Here is a 26047-nt window from a genome sequence, read left to right on the forward strand (position 1 = left end):
AAGGTTGGCCAGCAAGAATTGCGCCAATCATCTCCGCCATCGGGCGGCAAACTGGCATCTCCGCCATCGGGCGGCACACTGGAACAAGCGCCGCCCCACGGGCGGCCGGATGGAAGGGATCAGGCGCTGGCTACGATGCTTGCCGAACGGGACGAGACGGTCGCTGCACCGGTGTCGGGCCTTGCCGTGATTTCCATCGGCAAGTCCTATGATCGCCGGGTCGTGCTGCGCGATGTCTCGCTTTCGGTGAACCGGGGCGAAGTGGTCGGCCTGCTCGGCCCGAACGGCGCCGGCAAGACGACCTGCTTTTATTCCATCATGGGCCTCGCCGCGCCGGATCAGGGGCGCATCCTGCTCGATGGTGTCGATATCACCCGCCTGCCCATGTATCGACGCGCGGCCCTCGGTCTTGGCTATCTGCCGCAGGAAACCTCCATCTTCCGCGGGCTGAGCGTGGAAGAGAATATCTCCGCCGTGCTGGAAGTGTCGGAGCCGGACCCGGCCGCGCGCGCCGCCCGGCTCGAGGAACTGCTGGGCGAATTCAACATCACCCGCCTGCGCGACGCACCCGCCATGGCGCTTTCCGGCGGGGAACGCCGCCGGGCCGAAATTGCCCGCGCGCTTGCGGCGTCGCCCTCCATCATGCTTCTGGACGAGCCCTTCGCCGGGATCGATCCCATTTCCATCGCCGACATCCGTACCCTTGTCAGCCATCTGAAGGACCGTGACATCGGTGTGCTGATCACCGATCACAATGTCCGCGAGACACTGGAGATCGTGGACAGGGCCTGCATCATCTATGATGGACGGGTCCTCTTCGAGGGAACGCCGGAAGCTCTGGTGCGCGACGAAACGGTCCGCCAGGTCTATCTGGGCGAGGATTTCGCGCTCTAGGGCGGCCCATGGCACTCGGTCCCCGCCTTGACCTGCGCACCAGCCAGACGCTCGTCGTCTCGCCGCAGCTGCAGGCGGCGATCAAGCTTCTCACCCTGTCCAACATGGAACTGCTGGCGGAATTGTCTGCCGAACTGGAGCGCAACCCGCTGCTGGAGATGGCGGAAGACGGTTTTGGCGCGGACGGCGATTCCGCCGGGCCGGGAGAGGGCGGCGAGAGCGGCCCGGAAGCCGCGGAGCCGGCGGCCGGCGAGGATGCGCAGGGCGGGCTGGACCGGGAGCTTGGTGCGACTGAAGGGGTTGCCCCGTCGGCCGATCTCGATGTCGATTATGTGGAAGAGCGCTTCCACCATGACTGTGCCGCCGACAGCGGGCCAGGCGGGGAGCCGCCGGAGGATTTCGGCTTCGACCAGGTGGCGGCCGAGGAACTGACGCTGGCCGAAGTGCTGGAGCGCCAGACCATGGGCCTGAAGGGGCTGGATCTGGCCATTGCCCTCCACATCATCTCGCTGATCGACGAGGCCGGCTATCTGACCGAGCCGCTGGACGTGATCGCGGAGCGTCTCGGCATCACCGTGGCCGAAGCGGAGCGCGTGCTCGGAATCGTCCAGACCTTCGAGCCGACGGGCGTGGGCGCGCGCAACCTTGCCGAATGCATCGCCCTGCAGGCGATCGAGGCCGACCGTTACGACCCGTGCATGCAGAAACTTATCGCCAACCTCGACCTGGTGGCGCGCGGGGATCTCGCCCAGCTTCGCCGCCTGTGCGACGTCGATGCCGAGGACATGGCCGACATGCTGCGTGAACTGCGCAGCTACAATCCGAAGCCCGGCCTGATCCATGGCAGGGCGCGGACCATGGCGGTGGTGCCCGACATCTTCGTGCGGCGGACGGCGAAGGGCTGGGCGGTCGATCTCAACAGCGGAACCCTGCCGCGCCTCATCGTCAACCGCCAGTATCAGGCCCGGCTTTCCGACCATGCTGGAAGCCGCAAGGGCGCGGCCGGCCGGCCCGAGCGCCAGTTCATCGACCAGTGCCTGTCGCAGGCCAGCTGGCTCATGAAGGCGCTGGACCAGCGGGCCAATACCATCCTCAAGGTGGCGACGGCCCTTGTCGAGCAACAGCAGGCCTTTTTCGAAAAGGGCGTGCAGCATCTGCGGCCGCTGACCCTGCGCCAGATCGCCGACATGATCGAGATGCATGAATCGACGGTCAGCCGGGTGACGAGCAACAAATATCTCGCCTGCGAGCGTGGCGTCTTCGAGCTGAAATATTTCTTCACCACGGCCATCCACGGCACCAACGGAGGCGCGGATGCATCGGCCGAAGCCGTGCGTCAGCGCATCAAGGCCCTGATCGAGGCCGAGCCGCCGCTAAAACCCCTGTCGGACGACCGGCTTGTCGACCTGCTGAAGGCCGAGGGCCATGAACTGGCCCGCCGCACCGTCGCCAAATATCGCGAGGCCCTCGGCATCCCCTCCAGCTTCGACCGGCGCCGCCGCGCCATCGTCCAGGCGGCCTGAGCCGCGCGATCATTTGGGCGGCCTGAGCCGCGCGGCCATTCAGGCGGCAGCCGGGAAATCGAGGCCGAGAAGCCGGCCCAGATCAGCGAGCGCCTGCGCCTCGCCGGTGACCTTGATGGCTGTCATCCCGAGGCCGGCTGCCGGCTTGCAGTTGATGCCGAGGTCATCGAGGTAGATGCAGGCGGCCGGGTCCAGCCTGAGCGTTTCGCACATCAGCTGGTAGATTCGCGGATCGGGCTTGCGCAGGCCGACCTTCGAACTTTCGAGCACATGGTCGAAGCGCGCCATGATGGCTGCGATCTCGTCCGACTGGCGGCGGCTTCCTGCCATGCCGGCGCCATGGCCGATGCGGGCGTTGTTGGTGATGCAGCCCAGCCTGAGCCCGGCTTCGCGGCAGCGATCCAGCGCCGCCACCATGCGCGGCCGCACATCCCCCGAAAGCAGCGGCAGCACCTCCGATCCGCGTATGTCGAGGCCGAGGGCGGCGGCTTCTTCGGCGAACAGCCTGTCGAAGCTTTCCGCGTCGATCTCGCTGCGTTCCAGCATGGCCCAGGCGTTGCTGTCCGGGTTGGTGGCGTTGATGCGGCGGATGCTATCCCTCGGCAAGCCGCGCGCGGCTTCGTGGCGGTTGAAGGCCTCGAAGGGGGATGTGGTGATCACACCGCCGAAGTCCCACAGAACGGCCTCGAATCCTGTTGTCACGCGCATGTCTCCCCTTGCTTTCCTTGCTGCCCCTGTTGGCCGGGCTTTCTGGATGTTGCAACCACGGGTTCGCCTCTTGCCGGCACGCAATCAAGCTGGCACCTCTGGCCTATGGCCAGAAAGCTCACCCTGTGGATCCTGTTCGCGCTCGTCGCGGGCCTTGTCGTCGGCTTTGTCGTCAACCAACGGCTGGATGCCGAGGGTGCGCGCGCAGTGGCCGATGGATTCTCGATCATCACCGATGTCTTCCTGCGCCTCATCAAGATGATCATCGCGCCGCTGGTGCTGGCAGCGCTGATATCGGGCATCGGCCACATGGGCGGCGATGTCGCCGCACTGGGGCGGATCGGGGGGCGGGCCATTGCCTGGTTCCTCGCCACTTCGGTGGGCGCGCTCTTCATCGGGCTTTTCGTCGTCCAGTGGCTGGAACCGGGCGCGGGCCTCAACCTGCCACTGCCGCCGGTCGATGCCTCGGCCGGGCTTGAGACGGACAAGTTCACGCTGAAGAATTTCGTCACCCACCTCGTTCCGAAATCCATCTTCGAGGCGCTGGCCACCAACGAGATCCTGCAGATCGTTGTCTTCTCGGTGTTCGCCGGCATCGCGCTCGCGGCGATCGGGGAAAAGGGAAAGCCGCTTCTGCACGGGGCCGAGGCGCTGATGGCGCTGATGCTGAAGGTCACGCAATATGTGATGATCTTCGCGCCGCCGGCCGTGTTCGCGGCGGTCGCGGCCACCATCGCGGTCCAGGGCCTCGCCGTGCTGAAGACCTATGGCCTCTTCATGGGCGGCTTCTATGTGTCCCTGCTGCTGCTCATGGCATTCAACATCATCGCCTGCGCCTTCGTCATCGGCTGGCGCGATGCACTGCGGCTGATCGTCGAGGTGAAGGACGCCTTCCTCCTGTCCTTCTCCACCGCGAGTTCAGAGGCCGCCTATCCGCGCATCCTGGAAGCGCTGGAGCGCTACGGCATTCCCAACCGCATTTCGAGCTTCGTGCTGCCGCTGGGCTACAGCTTCAATCTCGATGGCTCGATGATGTACTGCGTCTTTGCCGTGCTGTTCATCGCCCAGGCCTATGGAGTCGAATTCACCTTCATCCAGCAACTGGGGATGATGGCGCTGCTGATGGTGACATCGAAGGGCATCGCCGGCGTGCCACGCGCCAGCCTCGTCGTCATCGCCGCGACGCTCACCTTCTTCGACCTGCCGGCGGGCGGGCTGGTGCTGATCCTCGCCGTCGACCACTTCCTCGACATGGGGCGATCGGCCACCAATGCCATCGGCAATTCCATTGCCGCAGCCGTCGTTTCCAAGTGGGAAATGGACCGCGAGGCCCGCGAGGGCGACGCACCGCAGACGGAGATCGCCGATGCACCCAGATGACGCGCCCAAATGACGCGCCGTCTGGAGCCGCAATAATGCGGAGTATCCCTCCGCACTCTCTTGACTTGAGCCGAACATGCGGTAGCTTTCCCGCATAAAAGCGAGGGAGAAAATTCATGGCGACTCTGGCGCGGGAGACCGGGCTGCCTCTCGAGGTGCTCGACATCGGCAATCCCCACCTCTGGGTGGAATACAAGCATATCCTTGAAAACTTTGCGACAATGCGTCGGCATGGCCCAGTGCACTACTGCCCGCAATCCATGTACGGGCCCTATTGGTCCGTCGTGTCGCATCACCACATCATGGAAGTGGAAGGGCGCCCCGACATCTTCTCCTCCTCGTGGGAGAAGGGTGGCATCACTATCGTCGACCGGCCCGAGGGCCGTGACGAGGAGCCGCAGATGCCGATGTTCATCGCGATGGACCGGCCGCAGCACACCGGGCAGCGCCGCACCGTGGCGCCGGCCTTCACCCCGGCCGAGATGGTGCGCCAGTCCGGCGACATCCGCCGCCGCACCGCCGAACTGCTCGACAGCCTGCCCACCGGCGAAGTCTTCGACTGGGTGGACCGGGTTTCCATCGAGCTGACGACCGGCATGCTCGCCATCCTGTTCGACTTCCCGTGGGAGGATCGCAGGCTGCTGACCAAATGGTCGGACACGGCAACCGACTTCGAATCCATCGAGGACGAGGAAAAGAACAGGCAGCGCTGGGAAGTGCTGTTCGAGATGGTGGCCTATTTCACCAACCTCTGGAACGAGCGCGCCAAGAAGGAGCCGCGCCCGGATCTGATTTCAATGATGATCCATTCCGAGGCGACGCGGAACATGACCCCGCAGGAGTATCTGGGCAATCTGGTGCTGCTGATCGTGGGTGGCAACGACACCACCCGCAACACCATGTCCGGTTCGGTGATGGCGCAGAACCTGCATCCGGCCGGCTGGCGCAAGCTGATGGACAACCCCGGCCTGATCCAGAACGGCGTGTCCGAGCTCATTCGCTGGCAGACGCCCCTTGCCCACATGCGGCGCACCGCCCTTCAGGATTTCGAGGTGGGCGGCAAGCTCATCCGGGCCGGCGAGAAGGTGGTGATGTGGTATCTTTCCGCCAACCGGGATGAAAGCGTTTTCCCCGATGGCGACGTGTTCGATCCCGAGCGTGAGAATGCGCGCCGGCATCTGGCGTTCGGCTTCGGCATCCACCGCTGCGTCGGCGCGCGCCTGGCCGAACTGCAGATCTCGGTGCTGCTGGATGAAATGCAGAAGCGCCGGATGAAGGTCGAGCTCGCCGGCGAGCCGGAGCGGGTCTATTCCTCCTTCGTGCACGGCTTCCGCAAGATGCCTGTCATCATGCGGCGCGGCTGAGCCGGGCCTTTCCCGGCTGAAACACTCAATCGTAACGCGGCGCGGGCCGGGCCTTCGGGTCCGGCCCGTAGCGGTTGGGGCCGGGCGTGCCATCGAGCAGGTAGAAGATGATCAGCACCAGGGCGCCTGCGGGCAGCAGGTTCAGCAACAGCCACCAGCCGGATTTGCCGCTGTCATGCAGGCGCCTGACGGACACGGCGAAGGCCGGCAGGAAGACGAGCAGGTGAAAGAGACCGAAGGCCATAAGCGCCAGCCCGGTCTGGGCCCGCGCCTCGAAGGCGGCGTCCGCGATCGGCAGGCCGCCGGTGGTGCTGGCGATCCATGCTGAAAGCAGGGCCGAAACAAGCGCCACGAACAGAATGAACAGCCAATATTCGCGCCGCCGCGCCCGGCCGGAAAATTGCGCATAGCGCCGGAGGGGAGCGAACATCAGCGACATGGGCGGCCCTTTTGCCTGTTATTTGCGAGTGACGACAAGGACTGGCCGGGTTGCGCCATCGGCGGCAAAGGCAAGGCGCGCCGGATCCATGCCGGCAGCCTCCGCGCGGGCAAGAAGCGCCGGCTGCGGGGCCTTGGCGGGCGCGCCGCCCTGGGCCTCCATTCCGCTTTCGGGGGTGATGACGGCCCCTTCTTCCAGCGGTTCGTCAGCTGGGCCGCGCAGCTCCATGGCCATGCCCGGATAGGCGCGCATCAGGGCGGAAAGCGCGGGAAACAGCACGGCCGGATCATCGGGTATCGCAAAGGCGCGCGGCGCCGGATCGGGGCCATCGAGGAAGGCCGCAATGGCGATGGCGGGGTGACCGTGGTCCAGCATCAGCGTGCTGCCATCCGGAAGGGCGAGGTTGCGCATGCCATCTGCTGCCTCCGTCACGATGGCGGTGCCGGTGGAGGGCGCGGGCGGGGCGCGCCGTTCCCCGAGCTTGCCGGGCGCGAAGATCAGCACGAGGACAAGGGCGAAGGCGATCGCCCATGGAAGCAGCCGCGTGGCCGCACCGGTCATCCTTTCCCTCGCCATGCCTCAACGCTCCTTTCCCGGCGCGCCTGATGCCCGCTCAGGCCCATGGGTGGCAGGCTAGCCCGTGCCGGCGCCCGATTCCAGCCCTGCCGGCTTTCAGCTGGCCAGCGCCTGCCGGCGGAAGGCCAGCGCCTCCGCCACATGGATGCGGCCTGTCACCGGCGCGCCGGCGAGGTCGGCGATGGTGCGGGCGACGCGCAGCGTCCGGGTCCAGGCACGGGCGGACAGGCGCATCGTCTCGGCCGCGCGCGTCAGCAACTGGCGGGCCGGTTCTTCCAGCATGTCCGCCGTTTCCAGCAGCCGGCCTTCGGCTTCCGCGTTGGTTCGGGCCTGCGTGCCCCGGTAGCGGGCTTCCTGCAGGCGGCGGGCGGCGGCGACGCGGGCAGCGACATCGGCGCTGCGCTCGGCAGGCGAAGGCAGGGCAAGGTCGCTCGCCTTCACCGCCTCGATGTCCACGAACATGTCGATGCGGTCGAGAAGGGGGCCGGATATCTTCGACTGGTAATCCGCCGCGCAGCGGGGCGCCCGCGCGCAGGCGAGGGCGGCATCGGCCAGATGGCCGCAGCGGCAGGGGTTCATCGCCGCGATCAGCTGCACGCGCGCCGGATAGGTGACGTGCAGGGCGGCGCGCGCCACTTCCACGGCGCCACGCTCCAGCGGCTGGCGCAGCGCATCGAGCGTGCCGCGCTGGAATTCCGGCAGCTCGTCGAGGAAGAGGACGCCCAGATGCGCCAGGCTCACTTCGCCCGGCCGCGCCTGCCGGCCGCCGCCCACGAGCGCCGGCATGGAAGCGGAATGGTGCGGGCTGCGGAAGGGGCGTGTGCGGGCGATGCGCCCGCCTTCGAGCGAGCCGGCGAGCGAAGCGATCATCGCGACTTCCAGCGCCTCGGCCGAGGTGAGTTCGGGCAGGATGCCGGGAAGGGCCGCCGCCATCATCGATTTTCCTGCCCCCGGCGGCCCGCACATCAGCAGATTGTGCCCGCCCGCAGCCGCAATCTCCAGCGCGCGCTTGGGCACTTCCTGCCCCTTCACGTCGCCAAGGTCGGGGCCGGTGAAGGGCCGCGCTTCCAGTCGCGCAGGGTCGGGCGGCGGAATGAGGGAAGTGCCCTTCAGATGGGCGACAAGGGCGTGGAGGTCGGGGGCTGCAATCACCTCCATCCCGGTGCCGCCTGCCGCCCATGCGGCTTCCGGACCCTGCGAACCGGGGCAGATCAGCCCCAGCCCGCCCCCGGCGGCATGGAGCGCTGCCAGCAGCACACCGGGCGAAGCGGTGATACGGCCGTCGAGCGACAGTTCGCCCACCGCCACATAATGGGCGAGCGATTCGGCATCGACCACGCCCATCGCCGCCAGCAGCCCGAGGGCGATCGGCAGGTCATAGTGGGAGCCGGCCTTTTCGAGATCGGCCGGGGCGAGATTCACGGTGATGCGCTTTGCCGGCATGGCAAGCCCGAGGGCAGCGAAGGCGGCCGTCACGCGGTCGCGGCTTTCCTTCACCGCCTTGTCGGGAAGGCCCACCACCACGAAGCTGACAAGGCCCGGGGCCAGCTGCACCTGCACGTCAACGGGCCGGGCTTCCAGCCCGACATAGGCAAGGGTTGCCACACGGGCGACCATATCGCATTCTCTCCGCCATGGTCCGACCCCTGGGGAAGCCCGGGCTAGCGCCAAAAAGACTGCGGCGGAAGGCCTCGTCTGCCGCAGGTTCATTGCGAAACGCCACACCATCGCCTAGATGGGCCTCGGCGCGCCGGATTAGCTCAGCTGGCAGAGCAGCGGTTTTGTAAACCGAAGGTCGCGGGTTCGACCCCTGCATCCGGCACCACGCGCCTTTTCGGGGGGGATGCCCCCGCTGCGGAGAAGCCGGATGGCGGATTACCACACCCTTGATGACGATGCGCCGCTGGAAGGCGAGGATCGTGACGCCAGCATCCCGGCCGATGTGCTGGAGGCCGTGCGCACCCTGATCCGCTGGGCCGGGGACGAACCGTCGCGCGAGGGCCTGCTGGACACGCCCGGCCGTGTGGCGCGCGCCTATCGCGAATATTTCCGGGGTTATGGCGAAGACCCGCGAATCCATCTTTCGCGCACCTTCGAGGAAGTCGGCGGCTATGATGAAATCGTCCTGCTGCGCGACATTCCCTTCCAGTCCCACTGCGAGCATCACATGGCGCCCATCATCGGCAAGGTGCACATCGCCTATCTGCCGAAGGATCGCGTCGTCGGCATATCCAAGCTTGCCCGCGTTGCCCATGGCTATGCCCGCAGGCTGCAGGTGCAGGAACGGCTGACCGCCGAAATCGCCGACGCCATCCAGGAAGGGCTGGAGCCGCGCGGCGTTGCCGTGGTGGTGGAAGCCAGCCATGCCTGCATGTCGGCCCGCGGCGTGCTGACGCCGGGAGTGACCATGACGACCAGCCGCATGATGGGCGTGTTCCGCGAGGACGAGCGCAGCCGCAAGGAAGTGCTGACGCTGATGAAGATCGGTTCGAACTGAAGCCCATGACCGACCAGCGCAGCATTCTTCCGCCCCGCAAGGTGGGCATGGTTTCGCTCGGCTGCCCCAAGGCCCTGGTGGACAGCGAGCGCATCCTCACCTCGCTCCGGTCCGAGGGCTATGCCATGTCGGCCGATTATGCCGGGGCCGATGTGGTGATCGTGAATACCTGCGGCTTTCTCGACAGCGCCAAGGCCGAAAGCCTCGACGCCATCGGCGAGGCGATTGCCGAAAATGGCCGCGTGGTGGTGACAGGCTGCATGGGTGGCGAAGCCGACGCCATCCGCGCCCGTTTCCCCGATGTGCTGGCGATCACCGGGCCGCAGCAATATGAGGCCGTGGTCGGCGCGGTGCGCGCGGCGGCGCCCATGCCGCCCCAGCCCTTCGTCGACCTGGTGCCCGAGGCGGGGCTGAAACTGACCCCGCGCCACTACAGCTATCTGAAGATTTCCGAAGGCTGCAACCATCGCTGCGCCTTCTGCATCATCCCCTCCATTCGCGGCGATCTCGCCTCCCGCCGGCCGGATGCCATCCTCCGCGAGGCGGAAAAGCTGGTGGCGGCCGGCACGCGGGAGCTTCTGGTCATCAGCCAGGACACCTCCGCCTATGGCCGGGATCTGCGCCACGCCCGCTATGGCAAGGGCGAGCTGCGCGCCCACATCACCGACCTTGCCCGCGAACTGGGCAGGCTGGGGGCATGGGTGCGGCTGCACTATATCTACCCCTATGCCCATGTGGACGAGCTGATCCCGCTGATGGCCGAGGGGCTGATCCTTCCCTATCTCGACATTCCCTTCCAGCATGCCGCCCCAGATGTGCTGAAGGCGATGCGCCGCCCGGCAAACGAGGAAAAGGTGCTGGAGCGGATCGCACAATGGCGGCGGCAGGTGCCCGACCTTGCCATCCGCTCGACCTTCATCGCCGGTTTCCCCGGCGAGACGGAAGCCGATTTCGAGCATCTCCTCGGCTGGCTGGACGAGGCGCAACTCGATCGCGTGGGCTGCTTTGCCTATGAACCCGTGGAGGGGGCTGCCGCCAATGCCCTGCCCGGCGCCCTGCCGCGTGCGGTGCGCGAGGCGCGGCGCGACCGCTTCATGGAAAAGGCCGCCGCCATTTCGGAAGCGAAGCTGGCAGCCAAGGTGGGCCGCACCCTCGACGTGATCATCGACGAGGCGGACGCTGATGGCGGGGCCACTGGCCGCAGCAAGGCCGATGCGCCCGAGATCGACGGCCGCGTGCTGCTGCGTGATGCGCCGGACCTCAATCCGGGGGACATCGTTTCGGTGCTGATCGAGGATTCGGACGCCTTCGACCTCTATGGCGTGCCGCTTGGCTGAGGGGCAGCCCCGCGGAATCACGCTCCTGACCCCGCTTGGACGGCTGCTGCTGCGGCACGACACCGACGGCGTCCTGCACGAAGCCATCTTCGAAGACGGGCCATCGGCAGATGGTGTTCGCGCCATCGAAGGCCCGGCGCAGCCGGACGTGGCGGCGCAGAGGATCATCGAGGCCTTCTCACGCTATTTCGCGGGCGAGGCGGATGCGCTTGCAGCCCTGGCCGTGGCGCCGTGCGGAAGCGATTTCGAGCGCGCCGTCTGGGCCGTGCTTCGCCGCATCCCGCCCGGCGAGACGCGCAGCTATGCCGATGTCGCCCGCGCCCTTGGCGGGGCGGCGACAGGGCGCGGGCCTAACGCGCGCGCCGTGGGCCGGGCCAATGCCCGGAACCCGATTGCACTTGCCATTCCCTGCCATCGTGTCATCGGAGCGGACGGAAGCCTGACGGGCTATGCCGGCGGGCTTCATCGCAAGCGCTGGTTGCTGGCGCATGAAGGCTGGCGGCCCGCCCAGGAAAGCCTGATCTGAAGGAGATGCCCGTGGCGGCAGGGGTCGAGACTGCGGATTTTGCGCGCACGGCAACACGCCTGCACTTGCGGCCGCTCTTCATCGCCATCCTGTTCCTTGGCAGCTTTCTCCTGTTTCTCATCCAGCCACTGTTCGCGCGGCTGGTGCTGCCGGTGCTGGGCGGAAGCCCCAGTGTCTGGAACACGGCCATGCTGTTCTACCAGGCGGTGCTGCTGCTCGGCTATGCTTATGCCCATGCGCTGCAACGCCTGCCGCTGAAGGCGCAGCTTGCAGCCCATGGCTTCGTCTTTGCCCTTGCCGCCATCACCCTGCCCATCGGCATCGCCGACATCGGCCCGGCCGATACCGGAAGCGCCGCCGCCTTCTGGCTGCTGAAGCTTCTGGCCCTGTCGATCGGGCCGGTGTTCCTGTGCGTATCGGCGCAGGCCCCGCTGATGCAGGCCTGGTTCGCGCGCGCACCCGACAAGGCGGCGGCCAGCCCCTTCTTCCTCTATGCCGCGTCCAACGCCGGCTCGCTGCTGGGGCTTCTTGCCTATCCCTTCCTGCTGGAGCCCTTCACCAGCCTGCCGCAGCAGCAGGCGTTGTGGTCTGTCGGCTATGGCCTGCTGATGCTGCTGATGCTGGCAGGCGGCGCCGTCATCCTGCGGCTTGGCGCCCGCCTGCCCGCCACCGCGCCCGATACCGCCGGCGCCCGCGCCCACCGGCCCGTCACCTGGCGGCGCAGGCTCTACTGGCTGCTCCTGGCGGCCGTGCCCTCGGGGCTGATGCTCAGCACCACCACCCACATCACGACAGACATCATGGCGATGCCGATGCTGTGGGTGCTGCCGCTTTCGGCCTATCTCATCAGCTTCATCCTCGTCTTTTCCGGGCATGGGGCCTGGCATGCGCGCAACGCCACCTGGCTCGCGCCCTTTGCGCTTCTGCTTTTCGGCGGTCTCGGACTGGTTTCAGTTGGCCAGTCGGCAAGCCTTTACGGGCTTGCCTCCGTCGCCATGCTGCTTGTTGTGGCGACTGCCCTGCATGGGGCGCTTGCAGCCGACAGGCCGGCGCCGGCCCAGCTCACCGATTTCTACCTCTGGATGTCGGCCGGCGGAGTCGTGGGCGGGCTGTTCCCGGCGCTTGTCGCGCCGATGATCTTCGACTGGGTCTATGAGCATCCGATCCTGCTTGTGGCCGCCGCCCTGTTGCTTCCGGCGCGGCCGCTCACCCGCCGCATCGCCGGCCTGTGGCAGGGCAGGGGGGGCGTGGCGCGGATTCTCAGGGTGCTGACGCCGGGGCTGGCGCTGGCGCTTTCCTGGTGGCTGGGTGCAAGCTTCAATCTCGTTTCCACGCCGCCGTCGCAGGTGGCGGTGGTGGCGTTCATGGTGGGGCTTGCCATCCTCGCCATCGGCCGCCCGCTGATGTTCGCCTGGCTTCTCGCCATGCTGATGCTGGGGCTGGGTGGGTGGCAGCAGATCGACATTTCCACCATCGACCGCGCCCGCCAGCGCAGCTTCTTCGGCATCTACACCATCGAGAATGTGCAGAGCATCAACAGCCGCCGCCTGCTCCATGGCACCACCCTGCATGGCGCCCAGTCGCTCGACCCGGCGCTTTCGCGCGAGCCGCAGACCTATTATGCCCCCGAAAGCGGCGTCGGCCTTGCTCTTCGTGCCGCGCCCGATCTCTTCGGCGAGGCCGCCCGCATCGCGGTCGTGGGCCTCGGCACGGGAACGCTCGCCTGCCACGCCACCCCCCTGCAGGACTGGACCTTCTACGAGATCGACCCGCTGATGGTGGACATCGCAACCGATCCCCGGGTCTTTTCCTATCTCGCCCAGTGCAAGCCCGAGGCCCGGATCGTGGTGGGCGACGCCCGCCTGAAACTGGCCGAAGAGCCGGCCGGCCGGTTCGACGTTCTGGCGGTCGATGCCTTTTCCTCCGATGCCATTCCGCTTCATCTTCTCACCCGCGAAGCCTTCGAGACCTACATGACGCGGCTTTCGCCTGATGGCCTGCTCGTCGTTCACGTCTCCAACCGCTTCCTCGACCTGGAGCCGGTGGTTGCGGCCATCGCCGAAGGGCAGGGGCTGGCGGCGCGGCAGTTTTATTACATCCCCGAGCCGGAACGGGCAGCCGAGGGCTTCACCTACAATGCTTCCATCTGGATCGTGCTGGCCCGTGACGAAGCGGCAATGAACCGATTCACCGAGGCCACCGGCCGCAGTGGTGACTGGATCCCGCTTGCAGGGCGCGCGGACGTGCCCGAATGGACCGATGGCTTCGCATCGGCACTTCCGGTCTTGAAGCCATTCTGGAAGCGCCACTAGGAGAGCAGCATGACACGCAAGCTTCGTATCGCCGTCCTCGGGGCCTCGGGCTATACCGGCGCCGACCTTGTCCGCATCGCGCTCACCCACCCCGCGATAGAGATCGCGGCGCTTGCCGCCAACCAGAAGGCCGGGCAGAGCATGGCCGCCATCTGGCCGCATTTCGCCGCCTATCCGCAGCTGCCGGCCCTGGTGAAGGCCGACGCGATCGACTGGGAAAGCGTGGATGTGGTGTTCGGCTGCCTGCCGCATGCGGCGTCCGCCGAGCTTCTGTCCACGCTGAAGGGCGTGCGGATCATCGACCTGTCGGCCGATTTCCGCCTGAACGACCCGGAAGTCTATGGCGAATGGTATGGAGTGACCCACCCGGCGCCGGGTCTTCTGGGTGAAGCGGTCTATGGCCTGACCGAGGAAGCGCGCCCGAAACTTGCCGATGCCCGCCTCGTCGCCTGCCCCGGCTGCTATCCGACGGCGGCGCTGCTGGCGCTCCTGCCCCTGGCCGATTCCGGGCTGATCCGGCCTTCGAATATCAGCATCAACGCGCTTTCGGGCGTGTCGGGCGCCGGGCGCAGCCTGAAGGAGAGCAACCTCTTCACGGAAGTGTCGGAAGCGGTCGCCCCCTATGCCGTGGGCCGCCACCGCCACATGCCGGAAATCGAGCAGGAACTGGGCAAGGCTTTCGGCGCGCCTGTCATCATCAGCTTCACGCCGCACCTCTTGCCGATGAACCGGGGCGAACTGGAAACCATCACCGTCGAACTGGCCGATGGGCGGACTGTCGCCGACCTGCGCGCGCGGCTGGCCGAACGCTATGCGGACGAGCCCTTCGTGCACCTTCTGCCCGAAGGCGTTGCGCCGGCAACCCGGATGGTGCGGGGGTCGAACCACATGGTCGTCAATGTCTTCGCCGACCGGGTGCCCGGCCGCGCGCTGGTGATCGCGGCGATCGACAATCTGGTGAAGGGATCGTCCGGGCAGGCGATCCAGAACATGAACCTGATGTTCGGCTTGCCCGAGACGATGGGGCTGGAGGCCGCGCCGCTCTTCCCGTGAGGCCGCCACCGGAACAGCAGCAGAAAGGAAGACAGCCCAATGCCATTGCACAGCTTTGCCGGAACCGCACCCCGCATCGACCCGGACGCCTGGGTCGCCCCCGGCGCGCAGGTCATCGGCGATGTCGAGATCGGGGCGGGCTCGTCGGTCTGGTATAATGTCGTCGTGCGTGGCGATGTCATGCCGATCCGCATCGGTGCACGGTCGAACATCCAGGATGGCTCCATCGTGCATGTGACGAACGGGCAGGCAGCAACCGTCATCGGCGATGACGTGCTTGTCGGCCACATGGCGGTCGTCCATGGCTGCACCCTGATGGACCGCAGCTTCGTCGGGCTGGGCGCCATCGTGATGGACCATTGCGTGCTGGAGCCTGACGCCATGCTGGGCGCCGGCGCTCTGCTGTCTCCGGGCAAGCGAATCGGGGCCCGGGAACTGTGGCTGGGCCGCCCGGCGAAATTCGTGCGAAGCCTGAGCGACGAGGAGGTGGCGCGCAACCGCGCAGGCGCCGCCGGCTATGTGGAACTGGCCCGGATGCACCGGCAAAGCCAGCTGCCATGACAGGTTCCGGCAGCGAATCGGGGGCTGGAAACCGGAAACGGCGGGACCGGACCAGCCGACCCCGCCGTTTCTGCTTGCGGTTTCCCGAAAGATGGTCGGAGCGACAGGATTCGAACCTGCGACCCCCAGACCCCCAGTCTGATGCGCTACCAGGCTGCGCTACGCTCCGACGTGGGCGGCGGCATAGGCAATGGGCGGCCTGATGGCAAGCACGGAATGGCTGGAAGCCGATGGCCTGGCGCTCGCGCGTGGCGGGCGGCTCCTGTTCGAGGGGCTGGGCTTCACCCTTGCGCCAGGCGAGGCGCTGCTGGTGACGGGGCGGAACGGGGCTGGCAAATCCTCGCTGCTGCGGCTGGTGGCGGGCCTGCTGGAGCCGCTGGCGGGCAGGATTTCCAACCCCTTTTCAACGGCGCTGCTGGCAGCCGACACGGCGCTGAAGCCCGACCGCACGGTGCGCGGCGAACTGGGCTTCTGGGCCAGCCTCGACGGTGCGCCGCCCGAGCGGCTGGCGGCGGCTGCCGACGCAATGGCGGTGACGGCGCTGATGGACTTCCGCTGCGGCCAGCTTTCGTCGGGCCAGCGGCAGCGGGTGGCTTTGGCGCGCACGATTGCCAGCGGTGCCGCGCTCTGGCTGCTGGACGAGCCGACAAGCGCGCTCGATGCGGCATCGGAAGAGCGGCTGCTGGCGGCTGTGGCGCAGCATCGCGCCGCAGGCGGGCTGGTGCTGGCGGCAACCCATCAGCCGCTTCCCTTTCCGGGCGCGCAGGCGCTGTCCCTATAGGGTGCTGTCTCTGCAGGGCGGGCGTTACAGTTCCGAAGGGTCGGCGGTGAAGCTGATCGTCAGCCAGCGTTCCGGCCCGCCGTCGCCGATGGCCTGCCCGATTTCCTTGCGCAGCCCGTCGTACCAGCCCAGTTCGCGCGGTGGCATGTGTGGCGGGGCGAGCACCGAAATCTCGATGAAGCGGGCACGCCCCGCATTGCCGACATAGCTTTCGAAACGCAGGAAACCATGACGGGCGACGAAATCCGTCATCACGGAGCGGACGCGGGCGTCGAGGTCTGCCGGGACGATTCCGAAGATGTCGCGAAAGGCGCGCCGTGCATCCAGCAGCGGCACCGGCAGGATCGCCAGCGAAACGAGGGCGAGCACCAGCGGATCGACATAGGGAACCAGCCACGCAAGGTCGCCGCCCTGCATCAGCGCGGCCAGCGCAAAGGCAATGAGCAGGGCAAGCGTGATGAAGCCCGATGCCAGCCAGGCGCGGGAATCGACCCGCACCAGTTCGGACCCGAGCCGGTCATTCTGCCGCCACATCCAGAACCATGTGGAAAAGCAGATGATGACGGTGATCGCGGCATATTGGATCGCTGCACCCAGGGTGGGCGTGTAACCACCCGAGAGCAGGCTTTCGAGTGCGCCGAGGAAGCCGAAGGCAATGAGGATGAGCAGCACCGCGGCCTTCAGCCCGAGGACAAGCGGCTCGAGGTGCCAGTAACCATATTGGAATTTCTGGTTCGATTCCCGCGCGACAAGGCGCGCCACCACCAGCATCAGCCAGGTGATGGCGGCATCGATCAGGCTGAACAGGCCATCGAAGATGATGGCGACGGAGCCGGACAAAACGCCGAACACCATGCCGAGGGCGGCAATCAGGAAGGTTGCGCGAACGGACAGCTTGAGGAGTGCCGCCTCGAACTCGCTCCGCAGTGCCATGGCGCGCTCTGCCGAACCCATCGCTTCCCCCGCCCAGAGGCCCGGCTTTCATGCACGGGCCGTGCAGGTGCGGAGGATTGCCCACCATGCCGGCAGGCGCAAGATCAGTTGCTGTGCAGGAAGTGCATCACGTCGCCATCATGGACGACATAGGTCTTGCCCTCGGCCCGCAGCTTGCCATGGTCGCGCGCGCCCGCTTCGCCGCCGAAGGCCAGATAGTCTTCGTAGGCGATGGTTTCGGCGCGGATGAAGCCCTTTTCGAAATCGCTGTGGATGACACCTGCCGCCTGCGGCGCCGTGGCGCCGCGCTCCACCGTCCAGGCGCGGGTTTCCTTCGGGCCGGCGGTGAAGAAGGTGATGAGATGCAGGAGATCATAGCCGGCGCGGATGATGCGTGCGAGGCCGGTTTCCGTCAGCCCGAGTTCGCCGAGGAAGTCGCCGCGCTCCTCCGGCGGCATGGTCGAGATTTCGGCTTCGATGGCGGCCGAGATGATCACCACACCCGCTCCTTGCGCCTTCGCCATTTCCTCCACCCGGGCGGACTGGGCGTTGCCGGTCGCAGCAGCGCTTTCCTCGACATTGCAGACATAAAGGACGGGTTTTGACGTGAGGAGCTGGGCCTGGGCGAGGTGCCGGGCTTCTTCCGGGTCGGCGGGCTGGGCAAGTCGGGCAGGCTTGCCTTCGCGCAGCAGGTCGAGCGCCTTCTGCAGGGCGGCAGCCGCGCTCTTCGCGTCCTTGTCGCCGCCCTGGCCCTTCTTCATCAGGTTGGGCACGCGCCGTTCGAGGCTTTCGAGGTCGGAGAGCATCAGCTCCGTCTCGACCGTTTCGGCATCGGCCACGGGGTCGATCCGGCCCTCGACATGGGTGATGTCGTCATTCTCGAAACAGCGCAGCACATGGACGATGGCGTCCACCTCGCGGATGTTGGCGAGAAACTGGTTGCCAAGCCCCTCGCCCTTCGATGCGCCCCGCACGAGGCCGGCGATGTCGACAAAGCCGAGCTGCGTTTCGATGATCTTCTGCGAACCGGCAATGCGTGCGATTTCGGCAAGGCGCGGGTCGGGCACGCCGACATTCCCGACGTTCGGCTCGATGGTGCAGAAGGGATAGTTGGCCGCCTGCGCCGCCGCCGTTTCGGTGAGCGCGTTGAACAGGGTGGATTTGCCCACATTGGGCAGGCCCACGATCCCGCAGCGAAAACCCATTTCAAACCTCCTGCTGGCGCATCGCCAGATCGTTCATGAACCGCGCCTCGTCACCATCGGCCAGAAGCGGGGCGAGCGCGGCGATGTCGCCCAGCATGTCCGCCAGGCGGCCTTCCTCGGCTTTTGCGAAATTGCCGAGCACATGGGGCGTCACCCGGTCCTTGTGGCCGGGATGGCCGATGCCGATGCGCACGCGGCGGAAATCTGCACCGACATGGGCGATGATGGAGCGGATTCCATTGTGGCCCGCTGCCCCGCCGCCATGCTTCACCTTTACCCGGAAGGGGTCGAGGTCGAGCTCGTCATAGAATACGGTGAGCGCGTCCGGGCCGAGCTTGAAGAAACGCAGCGCCTCGCCGACCGAGCGGCCGCTTTCGTTCATGAAGGTGGCCGGTTTCAGCAGCAGCAGCTTTGCGCCGCCAAGGCGGCCTTCGCTCGCCAGGCCCTGGAAACGGGCCTTCCACGGGCTGAAGCCGTGGACGGACTGGATCGCGTCCACGGCCATGAAGCCCACATTGTGGCGGTGCAGGGCGTAGGCCGGGCCGGGATTGCCCAGCCCGGCGAACAGCTGCACGTCTCAGCCCTCCTGGGCGGCCTCTTCCGCGGCCGCTTCCTGGCTCTTCAGGCCCGAGGGCGCGGCGATCGTGGCGATGGTGAAATCGCGGTCGATCACGGTCGAGACATTGGCGGGCAGGGTGACGGCCGAGATGTGGATCGAATCGCCCACGTCGAAGCCCGAGACATCCACGACCACGTCATCGGGGATGGCGTTGGCCGGGCACTTCAGCTCGATGTCGTGGCGCACGACGTTGAGAACGCCACCGCGCTTCAGGCCGGGGGACTTGTCTTCATTCTCGAAGCGGACGGGCACGTTCACCGTGACAAGCGAATCAGCCGACACGCGGAAGAAATCGACATGGATCGGACGATCCGTCACGGGGTGGAACTGGACGTCGCGCGCAAGCGTGCGATGCGTCTTGCCGTCGATCTCGAGTTCGATCACCGAGTTCATGAAGTGGCCGGTGTTAAGCAGCTTCATCAGCCGCTTTTCCTCGACATGGACCGGAAGCGCTGCTTCCTTGTTGCCATAAATCACCGCCGGAACCCGGCCTTCCCGCCGCATCGCCCGGGAGGCTCCCTTGCCAGCCCGGTCGCGTGCCTCGGCGGCAAGCGTCAGCACATCAGACATGTTCTTCTCCAATAGCCATTCGCCCGGCACCTCCAGGGTGTGCCAGCTGCGAAGGGCGGGGCCATAGCCCAGCGCATGCGTGCGCGCAAGGAGCGGGTGGTGGCGCGCGGGTGGTGGCGCATCGTGCCTGACCGGCGGGCCTGGACGGCGGACCTCAAGAGCGGACCTGGAGAGCGGACCTGGGTGGCTGCTTCTGCGAGCCAGTTGCAAAAAAGCGCTTGAGGCAGGGCTCAACCGCAGCTAGGCGCGAATGAGAATGGATTGCAACTCTGCCAGGGCGTCTCGACCTATGAAAAGCCACATCCGAAAGTCCTCCTCCGTCAGCCTGCGCGCCCTGCTCCTGTCGGGCCTGGGCATCCTTGGCGGAACGCCGGCGCTTGCCGGGGGCGAATTGGCGGCGGAAGCCGGGGACAGCCCGGTGAGCGCCATACTCGTCACTGCAAGCCGGGCCGACACGCTGGATATCGGCGGCGCCGTTCACCGGCTGGATTCGGAGGAACTGGCGCGATTCGACCAGTCGGACCCCAATCGTGTCTTCCGGGCCGTGCCGGGCGTGTTCCTGCAGGAAGAAGAGGGCTTCGGCCTCAGGCCCAACATCGGCATCCGCGGTTCCGGCACCGATCGCAACGGCCGGATCACGGTGATGGAAGATGGCGTCCTGATCGCGCCAGCCCCCTATGCCGCTCCAGCCGCCTATTATTTCCCGCGCCTGACCCGGATTCGCGGCATCGAGGTGGCGAAAGGCCCGGCGGCCATCAAATATGGCCCGCTGACCATCGGCGGGGCGATCAACCTGCAATCCGCCCCGATTCCGGATGGTCCCAACCCCGTTTCGGGCGAAGCGCAGCTTCTGGCCGGAAACCATGGCGGCCTGCGCGCCCATGGCATAGTGGGCGGCTGGGCGCCGGTGGGCGGTTTCGAAGTCGGCGCCATGATCGAAGGGCTTCATGAAAGCTCCGACGGGTTCAAGCGGATCGACTCGGGCGGCTCCACTGGCTTCGAGATTTCGGACATGGTGGCAAAGCTTGCCCTGCGCGCGCCGGATGCCGGCCAGCATGTCGAGCTGAAATATCAGCGCTATGATGAACGCAGCGACGAAACCTATCTCGGCCTGACGCTGGCGGATTTCCGGGCCGATCCCTTCCGCCGCTACAATGGCAGCGCCGCCGACCGGATGGATGTGCTGCACGAGACATTCCAGCTCAGCCATGGCTGGGAACTGGCCCCTGGCCTGACACTGACGACGATCGCCTATCATCACCGCACCGGCCGCGCATGGTACAAGCTGAACGATGTGCGCAATAGCGCCGATACGGGCTGGGTGGGCCTTACCGACATTCTGGAAAACCCGGCCGCTTATGCCACGCAGATGACCGAACTGGTCGGCGGCGACGGTTTCACCGGCCGCGCCGGAAGCCTGCGCGTGCGCAACAACAAGCGCGATTATGAGGCCAGCGGCATCCAGACCCAGCTTGCCGCCAGCTTCGAGACGGGCGGGCTGTCGCATCAGCTGGAAATTTCCGCCCGCTACCATGAGGACAGCGAGGACCGTTTCCAGAACGACGACCGCTACACCATGGTGGACGGACGCCCCGTTCTGGCCAGCGCCGGCGCGCCGGGCAGCCAGGACAACCGGCTGGGCGAGGGCAAGGCCTGGGCCTTCTTCCTGCGCGACACGATCGAGGCCGGTGACCTCACCCTCGTGCCCGGCCTGCGCTACGAGACGATCCGCCTGATCCAGACACGTTGGAGCACCGCCGATCCCGCGCGCCAGACCGTGACCGCCCGCACCCGTTCGACGGTGGACGTGCTGATCCCCGGCCTTTCGGCCACATGGCGCGTCGCGCCGGCTGTCCGCATCATCGGCGGGGTGCACAAGGGCTTCGCGCCGCCTGGCCCCGGCAGCACGGCCGGAATCGAGAGCAGCTGGAACTATGAAGCCGGCGTGCGCCTTGGCGAGAATGGCTGGCGCGCGGACATCATCGGCTTCTTCAACGATTACGAGAATCTGGTCGGCACCTGTACGGCCTCCAGCGGTGGCGGCTGCGAAATCGGCGAACAGTTCGATGGCGGCGAAGTGGATGTGAAGGGCATCGAGGCATCCGCCGCCATCCGCCTGAAGGACGAGCGGCGCGGCCTCTCCTTCCCCGTGACCCTCGCCTACACTTACACCGACGCCCGGTTCCAGTCGGGCTTCGCGTCCGGCTACGGGCCCTGGGGCACGGTGCAGAAGGGTGACAGGCTACCCTATATGCCCGAACACCAGCTGGCGCTGACGGCCGGAATCGAGGCAGAGCGTGCACGGCTTTCCATCGGCCTCAACTGGGTGTCGGAAGCCCGCGCCGAAGCCGGGCAGGGGGCGATCCCCGCGACCGGCCTTGTCGACGAACGGCTGCTGGTGGATCTGGCTGCCGGCTTCGACATCACGCCCGGCCTCGAAGCCTTTGTCACGGTGCAGAACCTGTTCGACGAGCGCTACGCCGCCTCCTTCTCGCCGGCAGGCGCGCGCCCCGGTGCGCCCCGGCTGGCGCTGGCGGGCCTGCGCGCCCGCTTCTGACCTTCGCGCCGCGTCGCACATGGGGCGCGCGCGGGCCGGGCGTGCGAGCCGGCGGCGTGCGTATCGGGCCTTTGTTGCAATGCAGCGCCATGCGCCCTAGCTTGGGCACATGGAAATCCTCTCCGCCAGGAATGGCACGGCCGGTGCGGTCGGTTCCGGGCCCGGATTTGCGCCCGGACATGCGCCCGGTTTGGCTCCGCCGGCGCTGGGCCGCGGCACGGCCCTGTTTCTCGACTTCGACGGCACGCTCGCAGATCTCGCGCCCACGCCCGATGCGGCCCGGATGACAGATGGCATGGCCCGTGCCCTGCAAGGGGTGCAGGCCGGGCTGGATGGCCGGCTCGCCATTGTCAGCGGACGCAGCATCGCCATGCTTGACCGGCTCGTCCCGGTGCAGGGGCTTGCCCTTGCCGGCGTGCACGGGCTGGAGCGCCGCCACACGGACGGCCGCATCGAGCGGCCCGCCGCCGCGCCGGCACTCGATGCCGCCCGGCTGCGGCTTGCGGCGCTGGCGCAGTCCGCGCCCGGCCTGCTGCTCGAAGACAAGGGGCTGGCGCTGGCCCTGCATTATCGCGGCGCGCCGGAACTGGAACGTCTTGCCCGCGAAAAGGCAGGCACGCTGGCGCGGGAACTGGGGCTGAAGGAACAGACCGGCAAGATGGTGATCGAGTTGCGCCTTCCGGGCGCCGACAAGGGCGATGCCGTCGCGGCCTTCATGGCCGCATCGCCCTTCCGGGGCGCCCATCCCGTCTTCGTGGGCGATGACGACACGGACGAAAGCGCCTTCGCCGCCGTCCAGGCGCTTGGTGGTCATGGCATTCGTGTCGGGCCGGCGCCCCATGGCACCGTCGCGCGCCACGCGCTGCCCGATGTGCGGTCTGTCGAACGCTGGCTTTCGAGCCTGAAGGCCGCCGGGCAGGACAGCGGGGGCGCGCCATGAATGCCGCACCCTCGGGCGAGGGGAAAGGCCCCTGGGGCACGCTCGATCTCGCGCCCATCGGCAATTGCACGGTTTCTGCCCTCATCGACCGGCAGGCCCGCATGGTCTGGGCCTGCATGCCGCGCCCCGATGGCGATCCGCTCTTTCCGGCCCTGCTTGGCGGCCGCGACCCGGCGGATGCGGATGTCGCGGGCCACTGGTCGGTCGATCTCGATGGCTTTTCCTGCGCGCGTCAGTCCTACATCCGCAACACGGCGGTGCTGCGCACCGTGCTTGTCTCGGAAACGGGGGACGAGGTGGAGGTCGTGGATTTTGCGCCACGCCATGTCCGCCAGGGGCGCACCTATCGGCCCACGGCCTTCGTGCGGGTGCTGCGGCCGCTGAAGGGCGCGCCCCGTATCCGCGTGCGCCTGCGGCCCATGATGGGCCATGGCGCGCGGACCCCGCGCACCACGGCAGGCTCCAACCATGTGCGCTACCTGCTGGAAAGCCTGCCCCTCAGGCTGACGACCGACATTCCCGTCGGCCATGTCCTGGACGAGCGCTGGCACCGGCTGGAAGGGGTGCGGGTGATGTTCCTTGGGCCGGACGAGCCCTTCAGCGGGGATCTCCGGGAAACGGTGCGCGCCATGCACGACGCCACCGTCGCGGAATGGCAGGACTGGGTGCGGGGCCTTGCCCTGCCGCTGGACTGGCAGACGGTGGTGATCCGCGCCGCCATCACGCTGAAGCTCTGTGTCTATGAGGAAACGGGTGCGATCATGGCCGCGCTCACCACCTCCATCCCCGAGGCGCCGCGTTCGGGCCGCAACTGGGATTACCGCCACTGCTGGATCCGGGATGCCTATTACACGGTGCAGGCCCTCAACCGGCTGGGCGCGCTCGACGTGCTCGAAAACTACCTCGGCTTCCTGCGCAACATCGTGGACGCGGCCGGCGGTGGGCATATCCAGCCACTTTACGGCATCGGCATGGAACAGACGCTGACAGAGCATGTCGCGCCTGACCTGCCGGGCTATCGCGCCATGGGGCCGGTGCGCTACGGCAACCAGGCGCATGAACATCTGCAGCATGATGTCTATGGGCAGGTCATCCTGTCCTCCGTCCAGGCCTTCTTCGACCAGCGGCTGTTCCGCCCCGGAGACGCGGCCGATTTCGAAGCCCTGGAGCGGGTGGGCGAGCGCGCCTTCGCCCTGCATGACCAGCCCGATGCAGGCCTGTGGGAATATCGCACCCGCGCGCGTGTCCACACCTATTCGGCGCTGATGTGCTGGGCCGCCTGCGACAGGCTGGCGAACGCCGCCGTCGCGCTGGGCCTGCCGCACCGGGCCAGCCACTGGCGCGATCGCGCCGGGATCATCCGCAAGCGTATCGAGACGGACGCCTGGAGCCAGGACCTTGGCGCCTTCTCGGCCAGTTTCGGAACCGCGGAGGTGGACGCAAGCCTGCTCCAGATGCTGGACCTGCGCTTCCTCGACGTGGACGATCCGCGCTTCGCAGCCACCTTCTCGGCCGTGGAGCGCGGCCTGCGAAGGGGGGACAGCATGCTGCGCTACATCGAGCCGGACGATTTCGGCACCCCAGAGACCGCCTTCAACTTCTGCACCTTCTGGCTGATCGAGGCGATGCACCTCTCAGGGCGCACCGATGAGGCGAAGGCACTGTTCGAATCGATGCTGAACCGGCTCACCCATTCGGGGCTTCTGTCGGAAGACAGTGACATCGTGACCGGCGAACTCTGGGGCAATTTTCCGCAGACCTATTCGCTCGTGGGTCTCATCAACTGCGCGGCGCTCCTGTCGCGGCCGTGGGCGGCCGTCCGGTGAGCAGGCTCATCGTCGTCTCGAACCGGGTCAGCCCGCCCGCCATCGACAGCACCGGAAGCCAGGGCGGGCTGGCCGTCGCGCTGGCTGCGGCGCTGCGCCAGTCGCGCGGGATCTGGTTCGGCTGGTCGGGCGAGCAGGTGGCCGAATTCACCGGCAAGCTTGATTTCCGCCGCGCCCAGGGCGTCACGACAGCGACGATCGACCTCGAGCCACGCGATGTGGACGAATATTACAACGGCTTCGCCAACCGCACGCTGTGGCCGCTGTTCCATTACCGCATCGACATCACCGAATATGACCGCCAGTTCGACAGCGGCTATGCCCGCGTGAACCGGCGTTTCGCCGACACGCTCTGCCCCATGCTGGAGACGGATGACATCATCTGGGTGCATGACTATCACCTGATCCCGCTTGCGCGGGAACTGCGGGCGCGCGGCGTCAGGAACCGGATCGGTTTTTTCCTGCACACGCCATGGCCACCGGTGCGCCTGCTGGCGACCTTGCCGCATCATGAGGCGCTGGTGGAATCCATGTTCGCCTATGACCTCATCGGTTTCCAGACGGAAGAATGGATGTCCGCCTTCACCGACTATTGCCTGCGCGAGGCCGGCGGCCGGGTGGAGCCGGACGGGACTGCCCATGCCTATGGCCAGTGCGTGAAGGCCGCAGCCTTCCCGATCGGGATCGATGCCGAGGCCTTCCAGAAGGCGGCGCGCAGCAATGAGGCGCGGGCGATGGCGCGACGCATGCGGGCAAGCATTGCCGGGCGCCACATGATCATCGGTGTGGACAGGCTGGATTATTCCAAGGGCCTCGAAGAGCGTTTCACCGGCTATGAGCGCTTTCTCGCCGACAACCCCGACCTGCTGAACCGGGTGTTCCTGCTGCAGATCGCGCCCCCCTCGCGGAACACCATCGGCACCTACCGGGAAATCCGGGAAAAACTCGATCAGCTTTCGGGCCGTATCAACGGTGCCCATGCCGATGTGGACTGGGTGCCGCTCCGCTATGTGAACCGCGGCTATTCGCGGCGCGACCTTGCCGGCATCTACCGCAGTGCCCGCATCGGGCTGGTGACACCCATGCGCGACGGCATGAACCTGGTGGCGAAGGAATATGTGGCCGCGCAGGATCCGAAGGATCCGGGCGTGCTCATCCTGTCCCGCTTTGCCGGCGCTGCCCGGCAGATGAAGGACGCCCTGCTGGTGAACCCCTATAGTTCCGAGGAGATCGCCGATGCGCTGCGGCAGGCGATGGCGATGGAACGGGCTGAGCGGGTACGGCGCAATTCGGCCCTTCTGGATGGCGTGATGCGCGATGATGTGACCAGCTGGCGCGAATCCTTCGTGGCGGCACTGAAGGCGGTTCCTCAGCGCTGACGGTCTTGCACGGGAGCAGCGGGGCCTGCCGTGCGCCCGCCCCCGTCGTGCACGCCCCCGTCGCGCC

At 67.0% G+C, this 26047-nt stretch carries 23 protein-coding genes and 2 tRNA genes; 16 read left to right on the forward strand and 9 right to left on the reverse strand.

All coding sequences use genetic code 11. The annotated features are described in order from the left end of the window. Positions 1–135 precede the first annotated feature (135 nt). Together lptB and rpoN are read left to right on the forward strand one after the other, a co-directional pair. Complete coding sequence (gene lptB / locus ACUJ46_RS01650) at positions 136–894, forward strand: LPS export ABC transporter ATP-binding protein (RefSeq protein WP_445388715.1); 759 nt, start codon at positions 136–138, stop codon at positions 892–894. An 8-nt stretch (positions 895–902) separates the two neighbouring features. Further along, positions 903–2417 (forward strand): RNA polymerase factor sigma-54, encoded by a 1515-nt coding sequence (gene rpoN, locus ACUJ46_RS01655; RefSeq protein WP_445388716.1) that lies wholly within the window; start codon positions 903–905, stop codon positions 2415–2417. Positions 2418–2456: 39 nt separating this feature from the next. On the opposite strand, the gene ACUJ46_RS01660 is transcribed toward rpoN, so the two are convergent. Beyond that, complete coding sequence (locus ACUJ46_RS01660) at positions 2457–3125, reverse strand: HAD-IA family hydrolase (RefSeq protein WP_445388717.1); 669 nt, start codon at positions 3123–3125, stop codon at positions 2457–2459. 105 nt (positions 3126–3230) lie between these two features. Here ACUJ46_RS01660 and ACUJ46_RS01665 point away from each other — a divergent pair, with 105 nt between their 5' ends. Together ACUJ46_RS01665 and ACUJ46_RS01670 are read left to right on the forward strand one after the other, a co-directional pair. After that, entirely contained in the window at positions 3231–4505 is a 1275-nt protein-coding gene (locus tag ACUJ46_RS01665) for a dicarboxylate/amino acid:cation symporter (RefSeq protein ID WP_445388718.1), read from the forward strand. Positions 4506–4621: 116 nt separating this feature from the next. Beyond that, positions 4622–5869 carry a cytochrome P450 gene (locus ACUJ46_RS01670; protein ID WP_445388719.1) on the forward strand — a complete coding sequence of 416 codons (1248 nt, stop codon included), beginning with the start codon at positions 4622–4624 and terminating at the stop codon, positions 5867–5869. A gap of 25 nt (positions 5870–5894) precedes the next feature. Here the strand turns inward: ACUJ46_RS01670 and ACUJ46_RS01675 are convergent, their stop codons facing one another. From ACUJ46_RS01675 to ACUJ46_RS01685, 3 genes are all read right to left on the reverse strand, one after another. After that, entirely contained in the window at positions 5895–6299 is a 405-nt protein-coding gene (locus ACUJ46_RS01675) for a DUF805 domain-containing protein (protein WP_445388720.1), read from the reverse strand. A 27-nt stretch (positions 6300–6326) separates the two neighbouring features. Next, the gene (locus ACUJ46_RS01680; protein WP_445388721.1) at positions 6327–6884 is read right to left on the reverse strand and encodes a hypothetical protein; all 558 of its coding nucleotides are present in this window, start codon (positions 6882–6884) and stop codon (positions 6327–6329) included. A gap of 96 nt (positions 6885–6980) precedes the next feature. Next, positions 6981–8501: a YifB family Mg chelatase-like AAA ATPase gene (locus ACUJ46_RS01685; protein WP_445388722.1), complete on the reverse strand. Its 1521-nt coding sequence runs from the start codon at positions 8499–8501 to the stop codon at positions 6981–6983. Positions 8502–8633: 132 nt separating this feature from the next. Between ACUJ46_RS01685 and ACUJ46_RS01690 the strand changes: the two genes are divergently transcribed. The 7 genes from ACUJ46_RS01690 (at position 8634) to ACUJ46_RS01720 (ending at position 15170) form a co-directional block, all read left to right on the forward strand. Next, a tRNA-Thr gene (locus tag ACUJ46_RS01690) sits at positions 8634–8709 on the forward strand. A gap of 42 nt (positions 8710–8751) precedes the next feature. Beyond that, a complete protein-coding gene (gene folE, locus ACUJ46_RS01695; protein ID WP_445388723.1) occupies positions 8752–9381 on the forward strand; it encodes a GTP cyclohydrolase I FolE in 630 nt (209 codons plus the stop codon). 47 nt (positions 9382–9428) lie between these two features. Continuing rightward, positions 9429–10718, forward strand: coding sequence for a 30S ribosomal protein S12 methylthiotransferase RimO (gene rimO / locus ACUJ46_RS01700; RefSeq protein ID WP_445389507.1), 1290 nt, complete (start codon positions 9429–9431; stop codon positions 10716–10718). Continuing rightward, a complete protein-coding gene (locus ACUJ46_RS01705) occupies positions 10711–11244 on the forward strand; it encodes a methylated-DNA--[protein]-cysteine S-methyltransferase (protein ID WP_445388724.1) in 534 nt (177 codons plus the stop codon). Before rimO ends, ACUJ46_RS01705 begins: the two co-directional genes overlap by 8 nt. An 11-nt stretch (positions 11245–11255) precedes the next feature. Then, complete coding sequence (locus ACUJ46_RS01710; RefSeq protein WP_445388725.1) at positions 11256–13556, forward strand: spermidine synthase; 2301 nt, start codon at positions 11256–11258, stop codon at positions 13554–13556. A gap of 9 nt (positions 13557–13565) precedes the next feature. Next, a complete protein-coding gene (gene argC, locus ACUJ46_RS01715) occupies positions 13566–14609 on the forward strand; it encodes an N-acetyl-gamma-glutamyl-phosphate reductase (RefSeq protein ID WP_445388726.1) in 1044 nt (347 codons plus the stop codon). A 39-nt stretch (positions 14610–14648) separates the two neighbouring features. Then, entirely contained in the window at positions 14649–15170 is a 522-nt protein-coding gene (locus ACUJ46_RS01720) for a gamma carbonic anhydrase family protein (RefSeq protein ID WP_445388727.1), read from the forward strand. Between the two features lie 92 nt (positions 15171–15262). Here ACUJ46_RS01720 and ACUJ46_RS01725 read toward each other — a convergent pair. Beyond that, positions 15263–15339 (reverse strand) — tRNA-Pro (locus ACUJ46_RS01725). 33 nt (positions 15340–15372) lie between these two features. On the opposite strand from ACUJ46_RS01725, the gene ccmA reads away from it, so the two are divergent. Next, a complete protein-coding gene (ccmA, locus tag ACUJ46_RS01730; protein ID WP_445388728.1) occupies positions 15373–15951 on the forward strand; it encodes a heme ABC exporter ATP-binding protein CcmA in 579 nt (192 codons plus the stop codon). Positions 15952–15975: 24 nt separating this feature from the next. Here ccmA and ACUJ46_RS01735 read toward each other — a convergent pair whose 3' ends face one another. From ACUJ46_RS01735 to ACUJ46_RS01750, 4 genes are all read right to left on the reverse strand, one after another. Then, positions 15976–16884, reverse strand: a complete 909-nt coding sequence (locus ACUJ46_RS01735) for a cation diffusion facilitator family transporter (protein ID WP_445388729.1) — start codon at positions 16882–16884, stop codon at positions 15976–15978. A 104-nt stretch (positions 16885–16988) separates the two neighbouring features. After that, positions 16989–18089 (reverse strand): redox-regulated ATPase YchF, encoded by a 1101-nt coding sequence (gene ychF, locus ACUJ46_RS01740; protein ID WP_445388730.1) that lies wholly within the window; start codon positions 18087–18089, stop codon positions 16989–16991. A 1-nt stretch (position 18090) separates the two neighbouring features. After that, the gene (gene pth, locus ACUJ46_RS01745) at positions 18091–18663 is read right to left on the reverse strand and encodes an aminoacyl-tRNA hydrolase (protein ID WP_445388731.1); all 573 of its coding nucleotides are present in this window, start codon (positions 18661–18663) and stop codon (positions 18091–18093) included. A 3-nt stretch (positions 18664–18666) separates the two neighbouring features. Further along, positions 18667–19278 (reverse strand): 50S ribosomal protein L25/general stress protein Ctc, encoded by a 612-nt coding sequence (locus ACUJ46_RS01750; RefSeq protein ID WP_445388732.1) that lies wholly within the window; start codon positions 19276–19278, stop codon positions 18667–18669. Positions 19279–19567: 289 nt separating this feature from the next. Between ACUJ46_RS01750 and ACUJ46_RS01755 the strand changes: the two genes are divergently transcribed. The 4 genes from ACUJ46_RS01755 to otsA all read left to right on the forward strand — a co-directional run bounded on the left by ACUJ46_RS01755 (position 19568) and on the right by otsA (position 25980). After that, positions 19568–21835: a TonB-dependent receptor family protein gene (locus ACUJ46_RS01755; RefSeq protein WP_445388733.1), complete on the forward strand. Its 2268-nt coding sequence runs from the start codon at positions 19568–19570 to the stop codon at positions 21833–21835. Between the two features lie 109 nt (positions 21836–21944). Beyond that, the gene (gene otsB, locus ACUJ46_RS01760; RefSeq protein ID WP_445388734.1) at positions 21945–22775 is read left to right on the forward strand and encodes a trehalose-phosphatase; all 831 of its coding nucleotides are present in this window, start codon (positions 21945–21947) and stop codon (positions 22773–22775) included. Next, positions 22772–24601 carry a glycoside hydrolase family 15 protein gene (locus ACUJ46_RS01765; protein ID WP_445388735.1) on the forward strand — a complete coding sequence of 610 codons (1830 nt, stop codon included), beginning with the start codon at positions 22772–22774 and terminating at the stop codon, positions 24599–24601. The genes otsB and ACUJ46_RS01765 overlap by 4 nt, the downstream gene beginning before the upstream one ends. Next, a complete protein-coding gene (gene otsA / locus ACUJ46_RS01770) occupies positions 24598–25980 on the forward strand; it encodes an alpha,alpha-trehalose-phosphate synthase (UDP-forming) (RefSeq protein WP_445388736.1) in 1383 nt (460 codons plus the stop codon). The genes ACUJ46_RS01765 and otsA overlap by 4 nt, the downstream gene beginning before the upstream one ends. The last annotated feature ends 67 nt before the right edge of the window (positions 25981–26047 follow it).

It is taken from the genome of Sandaracinobacteroides sp. A072, assembly GCF_052616365.1.